General features: G+C 38.4%; 13 protein-coding genes. All 13 read left to right on the top strand.

The window, feature by feature from the left end; translation table 11 throughout:
• The 13 genes from AC3IS5_RS18260 to AC3IS5_RS18200 all read left to right on the top strand — a co-directional run bounded on the left by AC3IS5_RS18260 (position 1) and on the right by AC3IS5_RS18200 (position 12,359).
• Entirely contained in the window at positions 1 to 1,473 is a 1,473-nt protein-coding gene (locus AC3IS5_RS18260; RefSeq protein ID WP_489425663.1) for an adenosylcobinamide amidohydrolase, read from the top strand.
• A gap of 1 nt (position 1,474) precedes the next feature.
• On the top strand, positions 1,475 to 2,431 hold the full coding sequence (cbiB, locus tag AC3IS5_RS18255; protein ID WP_489425662.1) for an adenosylcobinamide-phosphate synthase CbiB: 957 nt from the start codon (positions 1,475 to 1,477) through the stop codon (positions 2,429 to 2,431).
• On the top strand, positions 2,418 to 3,512 hold the full coding sequence (locus tag AC3IS5_RS18250) for a pyridoxal phosphate-dependent aminotransferase (protein ID WP_489425661.1): 1,095 nt from the start codon (positions 2,418 to 2,420) through the stop codon (positions 3,510 to 3,512). Before cbiB ends, AC3IS5_RS18250 begins: the two co-directional genes overlap by 14 nt.
• The gene (locus AC3IS5_RS18245) at positions 3,485 to 4,057 is read left to right on the top strand and encodes a bifunctional adenosylcobinamide kinase/adenosylcobinamide-phosphate guanylyltransferase (protein ID WP_489425660.1); all 573 of its coding nucleotides are present in this window, start codon (positions 3,485 to 3,487) and stop codon (positions 4,055 to 4,057) included. Before AC3IS5_RS18250 ends, AC3IS5_RS18245 begins: the two co-directional genes overlap by 28 nt.
• 26 nt (positions 4,058 to 4,083) lie before the next feature.
• On the top strand, positions 4,084 to 4,860 hold the full coding sequence (gene cobS, locus AC3IS5_RS18240) for an adenosylcobinamide-GDP ribazoletransferase (RefSeq protein ID WP_489425659.1): 777 nt from the start codon (positions 4,084 to 4,086) through the stop codon (positions 4,858 to 4,860).
• A complete protein-coding gene (locus AC3IS5_RS18235; protein ID WP_489425658.1) occupies positions 4,833 to 5,432 on the top strand; it encodes a histidine phosphatase family protein in 600 nt (199 codons plus the stop codon). Before cobS ends, AC3IS5_RS18235 begins: the two co-directional genes overlap by 28 nt.
• A complete protein-coding gene (locus AC3IS5_RS18230) occupies positions 5,384 to 5,785 on the top strand; it encodes a bifunctional adenosylcobinamide kinase/adenosylcobinamide-phosphate guanylyltransferase (protein ID WP_489425657.1) in 402 nt (133 codons plus the stop codon). The genes AC3IS5_RS18235 and AC3IS5_RS18230 overlap by 49 nt, the downstream gene beginning before the upstream one ends.
• A 21-nt stretch (positions 5,786 to 5,806) precedes the next feature.
• On the top strand, positions 5,807 to 6,406 hold the full coding sequence (locus tag AC3IS5_RS18225; RefSeq protein WP_489425656.1) for a cob(I)yrinic acid a,c-diamide adenosyltransferase: 600 nt from the start codon (positions 5,807 to 5,809) through the stop codon (positions 6,404 to 6,406).
• Between the two features lie 10 nt (positions 6,407 to 6,416).
• Positions 6,417 to 6,896 (top strand): ECF transporter S component, encoded by a 480-nt coding sequence (locus tag AC3IS5_RS18220; RefSeq protein ID WP_489425655.1) that lies wholly within the window; start codon positions 6,417 to 6,419, stop codon positions 6,894 to 6,896.
• A gap of 3 nt (positions 6,897 to 6,899) precedes the next feature.
• Positions 6,900 to 7,577: an alpha-ribazole-5-phosphate synthase gene (locus AC3IS5_RS18215; protein ID WP_489425654.1), complete on the top strand. Its 678-nt coding sequence runs from the start codon at positions 6,900 to 6,902 to the stop codon at positions 7,575 to 7,577.
• Positions 7,578 to 7,959: 382 nt separating this feature from the next.
• Positions 7,960 to 10,116: a (Fe-S)-binding protein gene (locus tag AC3IS5_RS18210; RefSeq protein ID WP_489425653.1), complete on the top strand. Its 2,157-nt coding sequence runs from the start codon at positions 7,960 to 7,962 to the stop codon at positions 10,114 to 10,116.
• 183 nt (positions 10,117 to 10,299) lie between these two features.
• On the top strand, positions 10,300 to 11,505 hold the full coding sequence (locus AC3IS5_RS18205) for an acetyl-CoA C-acetyltransferase (RefSeq protein WP_489425652.1): 1,206 nt from the start codon (positions 10,300 to 10,302) through the stop codon (positions 11,503 to 11,505).
• Positions 11,505 to 12,359, top strand: a complete 855-nt coding sequence (locus tag AC3IS5_RS18200) for a 3-hydroxybutyryl-CoA dehydrogenase (protein ID WP_193738332.1) — start codon at positions 11,505 to 11,507, stop codon at positions 12,357 to 12,359. Before AC3IS5_RS18205 ends, AC3IS5_RS18200 begins: the two co-directional genes overlap by 1 nt.
• Positions 12,360 to 12,363: the final 4 nt, after the last annotated feature.

The raw sequence follows: 12,363 nt of genomic DNA, 5'->3' as shown, positions 1-12,363 counted from the left end.
ATGCTTACTGTAGAAAATATTACTGGTGGCTATGACGCCACCAGGCCAATAGTTCAAGACGTTTCGTTTACCGTGAAAAAGGGCGAAATTCTTGGCGTATTAGGACCAAATGGTAGCGGCAAATCCACATTGTTAAAAGTGATTAGTGGTATCTTACCTTCCACAACTGGTCAAGTACTCATTGAAGAACAAAATATTAAACATTTCTCACCGAAGGAATTTGCGCGCAAAATGGCTGTTTTACCACAGCTTCATGCCCATGCATTTTCGCATACAGTACGTGAGACAGTAGCTTTAGGACGTTATCCACATCAAAATAGTTGGTTTTCGACATGGTCAGAACAAGATGAAAATGCAGTAAAAAAAGCTATGAAGCAAACGGGTGTGGATAGCTATGAACATACAAACCTCGAATTTTTATCAGGTGGGGAGCAACAACGTACATTTGTAGCACAAGCACTTGCTCAGCAAGCTGATATCTTACTTTTAGATGAGCCTACGAATCATTTAGATATTGCACATCAACGACAATTGCTAGATATGATTCGTATAGAAGCAGTGCAAAATGGTTTAACAGTTATCTCTGTTTTTCATGATATGAACTTAGCTTCACTTTATTGTGATCGCCTATTGTTAATGGAAAAAGGACATGTAAAAGCTATTGGAGAACCACATGAAGTGTTGAAAGAACAGCAAATTTTAGAAGTATATAATACGCGTGTTTCAAGTTATCCGCATCCAGAATTGCCAAAGCCACAAGTAACACTAATGCCAACAGCTACGGATGAACGTGAATCCTATATAGTGACAAAAGAACAATTCAAAATAAGAGATGAATTTGTTGAGCTTCGTACGGAATTTCCTTTAAAAACCGTTTCCTCAGCTGTTCACAATGCTGGTTTTGGATGGTTCCAATCATTTGTTAATCGTGCAGTTGATTTGAGTTATATGTGTGCGGATGCACAGGAAGAATTAAAAAGTTATCTTGAACAACATAATTTTTTGCCATCTAATACGGTGGCTATGATGACTGCAGTTGCAGCCAAGCATGTTGTTATTCGTGAATTTTCAAACACAACCGGAAGTATTATTGTTGCAGTTACAGCTGGTGTTGGGAATGCAGTAGATGTTTCAAGGGCACATGAAAGAGTGAGTAAACCGTATATTGGAACGATTAATACTTGGGTCATTATTAATGGGAAACTAACAGAAGAATCCTTTATGCAAGCAATGATAACGGCAACTGAAGCGAAGGTAAAAGCAATGCACCAAGAAGAAATCATGGATCCAATATCCAATACGATTGCAACTGGTACATCAACAGATAGTCTACTAATTGCTGCGACTCAAAATGGGACGTTTATGGAATACGCGGGACCTATCACAGATATTGGAAAGTTGATTGGTCAAGGGGTTTATGAAACAACAGTTACGGCACTACAAGATTACAAACGCGCCAAGAGAAGGTTATAAAATGTTAGCACATATAATCGCTTGTACGATTGGAATAGCCTTAGATTGGTTAATAGGTGACCCACCGAAAATGCCACATCCTGTACGCTGGATTGGCACACTAATAGCTAAACTAACAGAGCGTTTGAATAAAGGGGAGCATCGTAAATTAAATGGGCTTTTACTTGTCTTAATTATAGTAGGTTTAACAACTGTAATTACCTTTGCTGTAATTTATTTTGCATATTCTATCAATGTTATTCTAGGTATTTTTGTAGAATCAATATTAATAGCTATAGGTTTAGCAGGGAAAAGTCTCAAACAAGCAGCAATTGAAGTGTACGATCCACTTGCATCAGGAGATTTGCAGGAAGCCCGTATGAAGTTATCTTGGATTGTAGGGCGTGATACAAATCATTTATCGGTACCTGAAGTAACGCGAGGTGTAGTAGAAACTGTGTCTGAAAATACGAGTGATGGTGTAACAGCACCACTATTTTGGGCGTTTTTATTTGGCGGTGCTGGCCTATGGATGTATAAGGCAGTTAATACGCTTGATTCAATGGTCGCTTACAAAAATGAACGTTTCGCAGATTTTGGATACGTAGCTGCACATGTGGATGATGTACTAAATTATGTGCCAAGTAGAATGACGGGTTTATTGCTTATGCTTGGTACAAAAAATGAAAGTGGAAAACCATTTGCATATCGCATGAAAGGATGGCTGCGTGATGCAAAAAAACATCCAAGTCCAAATAGTGGTTGGCTCGAAGCAGCTACTGCATATCAATTAGGCATTCAGCTTGGTGGTGTGAATAGCTATAAGGGGATTATCTCGAATCGTGCGAAAATGGGTGAGGGCCATTTTGAACTAGGGCCTCAGCATATTATACGTTCTATTAAGCAGATGCAACTTGTAACCATATTATTTTGGCTACTAATGGTCATATTAGGAGGGGTTTTCGTTGTCATTACCTAATCACGGGGCAAATCCATATCGTTTATATACACAGCTAGGCATTCAACCACCAGTTGATATATTAGACTTTAGCGAAAATGTAAATCCAGCAGGTGCACCGGATTTTATCAAAAATGATTGGGCCGATTATTTGCAATTATTGCAACGTTATCCTGATCCAGAAGGTGAGCCATTTCTATCTGCTGTCGCTAAATATCACGATATTTCTACAGAAAACATTGTATTAGGCAATGGTGCCGCGGAAATTTTCTCATTACTTGCGACATATTTCCGAGGAAATAATGCAATTATTTTACATCCGACTTTTTCAGAGTATGAAGCGACATTAAAAGAAAATGATGTAGAAATACAGCGTGTAGTTTGTGAAGATATCGTGAATTGGAAGTTACCATTAGACGAACTTCAACTAGCAATGCAAAATGCAGCTGTCCTATATCTATGTACCCCTAATAATCCGACAGGTGTATTACCTTCGAAAGAAGAACTTCAACAGCTTATTGAATCTGCAAAAGAAACGAATTGTAGTATTGTTTTAGACGAAGCTTTTATAGATTTTGTTGATGAAAATGCATCATTTATACAATCAGTAAAAGAAAATCATCAGGTGATTATTGTACGTTCAATGACGAAAATGTACGCAATTGCAGGTATAAGGCTCGGTTATATGGTAGCCGCACCTGAGGTAGCAAGTGCAATACGGAAGCTCGCACCTCATTGGCATATTAATGGAATAGCAGCAGTAATTGGCGCACGCTGTTTAAGTAAGGAAGAAGATACTTTCCGTCAGAAGGCTTGTGTTTATGCTGTGCAAATGCGTACGAGGTTCCAAGCATTTTTACGACAAAATCATTGTCTTGTTACGAACAGTGTCACTAATTATGTGAGCTTTCAATTGCCAGATACTGAACAGTCACAAAGTTTCTTTACGTATATGCTTGAGCGGGGCATAGTACTTCGACATACAGAAAATTTCATCGGAATGGAAGGTACATGGTTCCGAGTAGGTATGAAGGCACCAGAAGCAATGAATCGTTTAGAAGAGGAGATGATGCATTGGTTTCAAGCGAATTCGTCTTTATAACAGGTGGGGTGCGGAGTGGAAAAAGTGCATATGCAGAAAAGTGCCTTGTAAATTTAGCACAGGCGTCGCCTAAGAAGCGACTTGTTTATGTTGCAACTGGTGTACCTTTTGATGAAGAAATGAAGCAAAGAATCATCCGACATCAAAACGATCGAGTAGGGCAACGGTGGACGACAATTGAGCAACCAACTGACTTTTCTAAGCTCCTCTCTAAAATAAAAGAAGGTGACGCGATATTATGGGATTGCGTAACCACTTGGCTAACGAATGAATTTTATGATGGTTATGAAACTGGTATGAGCTGTTTTCAAAAAGAAGGCTGTATTGAACGGAAATTTATAGCGATGCAAAATACGATTTATGCATTACGTGAAAGAAATATACCGATTGTTGTCGTCTCCAACGAAGTGCTAGATGAGCCCCTTTCTACTAGTTATGAGGTGAGACTTTATCAAAAATGGCTAGGTCGTATTCATCAATGGTTTGTAGCTGAAGCAACTACTTCAATCGAAATGGAATATGGACAGATGCATCAATGGAAATAATACAGTTTTAGAAGGGGGTTATTCTTTTGCGTACGATTGTTCATAGTATTTTACTGACTTTTCAATTTTTCACCGTCGTGCCAGTTCAAAAAGAATTACCACTTACAAAGCCGACGATAACAGGGATGTTCTCGTTCCTACCTTGGTTAGGTGCATGTATGGGCGTAGTGATGGCTACTGTTTTTTATAGTTTGCAATATTGGACGGATATCAGCCCGTTATTAACGGCCTTTTTACTTGTTGTTGGATTCATCGTTTGTACGGGTGGATTGCATTTAGATGGCTGGGTTGATATGGGAGATGCTTTTTTTTCATATCGTGATACTGAGAAGCGATTAGAGATTTTAGATGATCCCCGTATTGGCGCTTTTGGGGCGATGTCATTATTGTTTTTAGTACTAACGAAGATTTTCTTTTTAGCTGAATTAATTGAAAAAGGCGAACTGTCGATTATGTGGATTGTCGCGGTACCATTTTTAGCACGGCTGGGAATGTCCTTATATTTTATCCAGACAAAATGTTCAAAGGAAAAAGGGCTAGCCTACTTTTTTAAAGAAAAACTATATGTACCACAATTTCTTGTTATGACATGTGTATCGATGCTTACTGGCTTGATTCTTATAATTTGGTGGAGTGGGGATTTCATCTTACCTCTTATATTACTTGCGATTGTAGTTGTTGCATCAGGTCTGTATAAAATTTGGACTGTGCGTAATTTTCGAGGTAGCTCAGGTGATTTACTTGGTGCTTTTATTGAAGGAATGGAGGCCATTTTATGGATTACGCTATTACTATTGAGTTAATGCGCCATGCTAAAACTAAAAGTAATATTGAAAGGAAGTATCTTGGCTGGACTGATGAGTCAATTATTCCTAATCAAAGTTTGCCAATTATCGATGAGTTTGCTCCTGTCGTTTTCGGAAGTGATTTAATACGTTGTAAGGAAACAGCTGCTTATTATTTTCCGAATGCTACTTACATGAATAATGAAGGATTTCGTGAAAGTCATTTTGGTGATTTTGAATGCAAAACTTATGACCAGTTAAAAGATATACAAGCGTATCGTAATTGGATAGACAATCCATATGAAATAGCACCACCAAATGGCGAGACATTACAGCAAGTCATGTTTCGCGTTACAGAAGCCGTTAAATCGTTGCCAAAAGATATGGTGAATTACAAGATAGTCGCTCATGGAGGTTCAATTCGAGCGTTGTTAATGCAATTCGCACCAGAAGAAAAAACCTTTTGGGAGTGGCAAGTTCCTCATAACGAAAGATATCTATTACACTGGTCAACGAAAAAACAGTTCGAGGAGGGACAACGATGCACGTTTTTATCGGTGGAGCCTATAATGGTAAAAGGGACTATGTAAGAAACTGGCTAGAAGAACAAGGGAAGAAAGATGTTGCTTGGCTAGAAAGTGAGTTACCAATGTCTTTACCTGAAGCTTCTACTATTGTTGTCTCAGGTCTTGAAAATATCGTAGCAAATCATTTGGATGTCGATGAGGATATATTAACGTCTCAACTTCTTCAGCAACTGCAAGCATTAGGAAAAGAGAAGGAACTTATTGTTATTGTGACAGAAATGGGCAGAGGTGTTGTTCCAATTGATGCTAATACGCGTAAGCTCCGTGATATTTGTGGAAGATTTTATCAGAAATTATTTAAAATTAGCCCACAAATAACACGTATTTGGTATGGTATAGCTGAAACAATAAAATAAATCAGGAGAGAAGGACGAGAGATGAATCTATATACACGTACAGGTGATAAAGGGAAAACAAGTATTATCGGAGCGCGAGTTGATAAAGATAGTCAACGCGTTGAAACTTACGGCACAATTGATGAATTAAATTCATTTATCGGTAAAGCAATGACGGAATTAGATCCTGCTATTTTCAAAGATATATTAGAAGACTTAGAAGCAATGCAAAATGAATTATTCGATTGTGGTGGAGATCTTGCTAATGTCATGAAAGAACGTCATTACAAAATGACAGATGGACCGATAGAAATTATGGAAAAACGAATTGATGTACTAATGGATGAACCACCATTACTTGAAAGATTTATCTTGCCCGGGGGCTCACCTGCATCCGCTACTTTACACATTGCACGTACAATTACACGTAGAGCAGAGCGCCAAATGGTCACTTTACTAAAAGAATCCGAAGAGGGCGATGTGCCATTAGTTGTACAACGTTATTTAAACCGTTTATCTGATTATTTATTTGCAGCTGCACGCGTAGTTAACGCTCGCTTAAATGTGCCAGATACTGAATACGTTCGAAGTGCTAAAGTATTTAAAGATGGTGGACGTTCAAAAAAAGCAAAGGAGGAATGAATGGTTAATTATGAAACTTAAAGCCTTAACTTTAACAGCTATGATTGCAGCTCTCTGTGCAGTAGGAGCAATGATTAAAGTGCCGGGTGGGCTAGGTTCTATGGCACTTGATTCTGCTCCTGCTTTTCTAGGTGCAGTCTTTTTACCACCGGTAGCAGCAGGCGCAGCGGCGGCGATTGGCCATCTTATATCGGCAATGACAGGTGGTTCTTTCCTTGGTCCATTGCATATCTTTATTGCTGTAGAAATGTTCATCATATTATGGGGCTTTGCTAAGCTTCATAATGAGGGAAGAAAATATTTGAAATGGATTTTTGCTATTATTGCTAACGGGATTTTAGCGCCGTTACCATTTTATTGGCTGAATTCACCAGCGTTTTTCTTTTCGATGGTACCAGTACTATTAATGACAACGCTATTAAACGTAGTAATTGCAGCGGTTGTAATGCCTGTATTATCTCGTGCCTTTCAACGAAAAGAGGCACATTAAAAAATGAGAAATGCAATGCAATTATCAAATGGCTTTATCGTTACAACAGATAACTCAGGAGCAATTGGAGAAAAAGAGCAAGATGTCGTTCAAGTGCCAGATGATGTAACAAGTTATTATTCTGCTAGAGTAACATTACTAGAACAATGGGCGGCTGGTGCAGAACCTGAAGCAATAGTTATGCATAATTTCAGTAGTGAAGCTAGCTGGGGACGTTATGTGAAAGGTATTACGCAATTATTTGATGAATTAAGTCTGCCAGTGCCACCGATCAAAGGAAGTTCTGAAACGAATATGCCTACTTTACAATCTGGTATTGCCATCACAATGATAGGGGCTCCGGTTCGACCTTTAACGGATGTCAAAAAGCTTCATTGGTTTACATATGGTAAACCGTTAGTAGGGAATGAATTACTGGAGCATCCAGAATATATTGCGAATTTATTATTAGTAAAAAAAGCGCTCGATTCAAATATCATAGGGCGTATTTGGCCTGTCGGGTCAAAGGGAATCCACTATGAAATTGAAAACTTACTTGGAGACGTTTCTTTTTCAAGCTCATTAGACTGTAAAAAAACAGCTGGTCCTGCGACGGTAACTTTACTAGGTATTTCTATAGAACAAGTAAAGTCGGCAGAACAACATTTTGGCCCATTATTAGAACCTATAGTTTTAAAATAAATCGAAGACTAACCAATTAATTGGTTAGTCTTTTTTTAGCTTATAAAATGAAATAGGTTGCAAGCTTATCAATAAAATTATTAGTTATTTTTATTATTCAATATTAATATTGAGGAAAATTCTGAATTCACATGTAATTCACTCGAGATTATGATAGAATTTTTAGTAAACTTTGAGAAATATGTATAAACAACAAGACAATGGAAATTTTATATGAAATCATTGAGAAACTAAAAATTATGAATTCTACAAATATTATTGACTGAATGCTCATTCATATTTTACAATGATTACAACATATACATTTCATGGTAAAACGCTAAGTGTGAGTTTTGGCAAAATGTAACAATCGTATAAAGAGCATCGTAGAGGGGGAAATGTTATGAATCCATTGTTAATTGCAAACTGGATACTATTTTTAGTAGTAGTAGCTTATGGATTGTTTTTATTCGGTTACTTGTTAAAGACGCGTTATGAATTCGTCAAAATGGGGAAACAAGTAGAGTTTGACAATGATGTTAAAGCACGTTTACACAAAATTTGGGTGTATGTATTTGGACAGAAGAAGTTATTAAAAGATAAAAAGAGTGGAATTATCCATGTTATGTTTTTCTATGGCTTCATACTAGTTCAACTAGGCGCAATTGATTTTATATGGAAAGGATTAAAACCGGGATCTCATTTACCTTTAGGACCCGTATATCCATATTTCACGTTCATGCAGGAAATTGTGTCTTTAGTAATTTTAGTCGCTGTTGTTTGGGCGTTTTACCGTCGCTATATTGAGAAGCTTGTCCGTTTGAAGCGTGGCTTTAAATCAGGATTAGTATTGATCTTTATCGGTGGATTGATGGTTACAGTTTTAGTAGGGAATGGTATGGGTATGATTTGGCATGATCATGCTGCTACTTGGTCAGAGCCAATTGCATCATCTATTGCTACAGTATTTGGATTTTTGTCACCAACAGCTGCAACTGTTGTGTTCTTTGTAATGTGGTGGATTCATTTATTAATTCTGTTAACTTTCTTAGTGTATGTACCACAATCAAAACACGCGCATCTAATTGCTGGTCCAGTGAATGTTTACTTCAATCGTTTAGATCATGTTGGTAAGCTAATGCCTATTAACTTTGAAGAGATGGAAGAAGAAGGGGAAGATGGAGAAGAAGAAATTCCATCGTTTGGTGTTGGTAAAATTACGGATTTCACACAACTACAACTAATTGATTTGTATGCATGTGTAGAATGTGGCCGTTGTACGAATATGTGTCCAGCAAGTGGAACAGGAAAAATGTTGTCACCAATGGACTTGATTACAAAATTACGTGATCACTTAACATTTACAGGTGCCGTTGCGACACGTCAACAACCATGGGTACCATCATTCATGTTCAACAAAACAAAAGGAAATCAATTAGCCCTTGCAGCTGGAGCAGAAGGTGCTGTTATAGAAGACATCTATAGTCCATCATTAATCGGGGATGTCATCACAGAAGAGGAAATATGGGCTTGTACAACTTGCCGTAACTGTGAAGACCAATGTCCAGTAATGAATGAGCACGTTGATAAAATTATTGACCTTCGTCGATATTTAACAATGACAGAAGGACGTGTGAATCCAGATGCACAACGCGCAATGACTAACATTGAAAGACAAGGAAATCCGTGGGGGATTAACCGTAAAGAAAAAGAAAACTGGCGCGATGCTCGCCCGGATATTCATATTCCAACGGTGAAAGAAGTATCAAAAGCTGGTGAAGAGTTCGAGTACCTATTCTGGGTTGGTTCAATGGGATCATTTGATAATCGCTCACAAAAAATTGCATTATCTTTTGCGAAGTTGATGAACGAAGCTGGAGTGAAATTTGCGATTTTAGGTAACAAAGAAAAGAATTCAGGTGATACACCGCGTCGTCTAGGAAATGAATTCTTATTCCAAGAGTTAGCCACAGCTAATATTGGTGAATTTGAAAAAACAGGCGTAACAAAATTAGTAACGATCGATCCACATGCATATAATATTTTTAAAAATGAATATAGTGATTTTGGCTGGACTGGTGAAGTATATCACCATACAGAATTACTTTATGACTTAGTAAAACAAGGCCGTCTTAAACCACAATTTGCAATTGAAGAAACTATAACGTTCCATGATTCATGTTACTTAGGCCGCTACAACGATGTGTATGATCCACCGCGTGAAATTTTAAAAGCCATTCCAGGTGTGAAGTTAGTTGAGATGGAACGTAATCGTGAAACCGGTATGTGTTGTGGAGCTGGTGGAGGCTTAATGTGGATGGAAGAGCATGTTGGTAACCGAGTGAATGTAGCTAGAACTGAGCAAGCACTTGCGGTGAATCCAACGATGATTTCATCAGGTTGTCCGTATTGCTTAACGATGCTTTCAGATGGTACGAAAGCGAAAGAAGTGGAAGAACAGGTTGGCACATATGACATTGCTGAATTACTAGAGAAATCTGTATGTGGAGAATATAAACCACCTGTTGAAGAAGTTGTTGAAGAACCAATTACTCAGTAATCAATTGCATTAAAATTGGTAATTTTGTACAATATTACTAAATAGAATAAGAGAGTGCTAGACGCTCTCTTTTTTTCTAAAATTTTGTTGAGCGAGCGTTCAGTCGAGATAATAAATGAATTCTTGTTTACTTTAAAAAGAATAATGTAAGCGTATGCAATACAAAGACAAGGGGTGTCTAATTTGGTGAAAACAGTGATTTTAGATGGTGCGCGAACAGCATTTGGGAAATTTGGTGGAGCATTAAGTTCTCTTACTGCCAGCGATCTAGGAGGAGTTGCTATTCAAGCAGCTTTGCAAAGAGCAAACGTCCTACCACATCAAGTTGATGAAGTTATTATGGGGAGTGTATTACAAGCAGGGCAAGGGCAAATACCGTCTCGCCAAGCAGCTTCAAAAGCCGGAATTCCGTGGTCAGTGAAAACAGAAACGGTGAATAAGGTTTGCGCTTCGGGATTACGCAGTGTGACGTTAGCCGATCAACTGATTCGTTTAGGGGACGAGGAAGTTATCGTAGCAGGTGGCATGGAGTCAATGTCAAATGCGCCTTACTATTTACCAAAAGGAAGATTTGGCTTACGCATGGGAGATGCAACTATGGTAGACGGCATGGTCTATGACGGATTATCTTGTGCATTCGATCCACAGCATGTACATATGGGAACATACGGAGACAGCACAGCAAAAGAACTTTCACTCTCAAGAGAAGTGCAAGACGAATGGGCGTATCGTAGTCACAAAAGAGCACTAGATGCAATTGACACTGGTAAATTTGCAGAAGAAATTGTATCCGTGACGATTCCACAGCGCAAAGGAGATCCGTTAGAAATAGATACGGATGAAGCACCAAGAAGAGATACGTCACTTCAATCTTTAACAAAGCTTAGAGCAGCGTTTACGACTGATGGAACGATTACAGCTGGAAATGCACCGGGTATTAATGATGGAGCTTGTGCAGTAGTTCTTATGAATGAAGAACGTGCAAAAGCAGAAAATCATACACCACTTGCATACATTTTAGGGCATGCAGAAGTTGGCGTAGAACCTAGGAATTTCCCACAAACACCAGGTTTAGTCATCAACAAAATTTTAGAAAAGACAGGGAAAGCATTACAAGAAATCGATTTATTTGAAATTAACGAAGCATTTGCAGCTGTTGCGCTAGCAAGTAATCAAATTGCAGATCTAGATGCAGAGAGAGTTAATGTCAATGGTGGGGCAGTAGCATTAGGGCATCCAATTGGGGCATCAGGTGCACGAATTATTCTGACGTTAGCTTATGAATTAAAACGTCGTGGCGGAGGTATTGGTATTGCGGCTATTTGTTCTGGCGGAGGCCAAGGAGATGCCATCATGATTGAAGTGCCAAAAACGGGGGGATTCGAGTAATGAGTATTCAAAAAATAATGGTTATTGGAGCCGGTCAAATGGGCTCTGGTATCGCACAAGTATGTGCACAAGCAGGATTTGACGTCAAACTAAATGATATGAAAGAAGAGTTTTTTGCAAGAGGTTTAGGAACGATTACAAAAAACCTTTCTCGTAATGTTGATAAAGGGCGCATGACGGAGAGTGAAAAAGAAGCCATTCTAGGTCGTCTAACAAAATCTCTCGATATTAATGATGCAAATGATGTTGATTTAGTCATCGAAGCAGCTGTTGAAAATATGGAAATTAAACAATCTATTTTCAAACAGCTGGATACTATCGCACCAGCACATGCTATTTTAGCTTCTAACACTTCATCATTACCGATTACAGAGTTAGCAGCTGTGACTAATCGTCCAGAGCAAGTTATTGGTATGCATTTTATGAATCCTGTACCAGTGATGAAGCTCGTTGAAATTATTCGCGGCTTAGCTACTGCAGATGATGTCTATCAAACAATCGAAGACATGACTAAAAAGCTTGAAAAAGTGCCAGTGGAAGTAAATGATTTTCCGGGGTTTGTTGCAAATCGCATATTAATGCCGATGATCAACGAAGCCATTTATACACTTTACGAAGGTGTAGCGACTAAAGAAGCCATTGATGATGTTATGAAACTTGGTATGAACCATCCAATGGGACCGTTAACATTAGCAGATTTTATCGGTTTAGATACTTGTCTCTATATTATGGAAACATTATATGAAGGCTTTGGCGATAGCAAGTACCGACCATGCCCACTGTTGCGTAAATACGTGAAAGCAGGTTGGTTAGGTAAGAAATCGGGACGTGGCTTCTACATCTACGAATCTTAAAAGG

The organism is Viridibacillus sp. KH_047 (assembly GCF_057838945.1).
The sequence above is the reverse complement of the archived record's forward strand: the minus strand, read 5'-3'. Positions and strand labels throughout refer to the sequence as shown.

What these genes read in the sequence shown, in the direction of transcription:
- cbiB (WP_489425662.1), top strand. Translation starts at nt 1,475, where the DNA reads ATGTTAGCACATATAATCGCTTGTACGATTGGAATAGCCTTAGATTGG.
- AC3IS5_RS18210 (WP_489425653.1), top strand. Translation starts at nt 7,960, where the DNA reads ATGAATCCATTGTTAATTGCAAACTGGATACTATTTTTAGTAGTAGTA.
- AC3IS5_RS18230 (WP_489425657.1), top strand. Translation starts at nt 5,384, where the DNA reads ATGCACGTTTTTATCGGTGGAGCCTATAATGGTAAAAGGGACTATGTA.
- AC3IS5_RS18220 (WP_489425655.1), top strand. Translation starts at nt 6,417, where the DNA reads ATGAAACTTAAAGCCTTAACTTTAACAGCTATGATTGCAGCTCTCTGT.
- AC3IS5_RS18215 (WP_489425654.1), top strand. Translation starts at nt 6,900, where the DNA reads ATGAGAAATGCAATGCAATTATCAAATGGCTTTATCGTTACAACAGAT.
- AC3IS5_RS18235 (WP_489425658.1), top strand. Translation starts at nt 4,833, where the DNA reads ATGGATTACGCTATTACTATTGAGTTAATGCGCCATGCTAAAACTAAA.
- AC3IS5_RS18200 (WP_193738332.1), top strand. Translation starts at nt 11,505, where the DNA reads ATGAGTATTCAAAAAATAATGGTTATTGGAGCCGGTCAAATGGGCTCT.
- AC3IS5_RS18260 (WP_489425663.1), top strand. Translation starts at nt 1, where the DNA reads ATGCTTACTGTAGAAAATATTACTGGTGGCTATGACGCCACCAGGCCA.
- AC3IS5_RS18225 (WP_489425656.1), top strand. Translation starts at nt 5,807, where the DNA reads ATGAATCTATATACACGTACAGGTGATAAAGGGAAAACAAGTATTATC.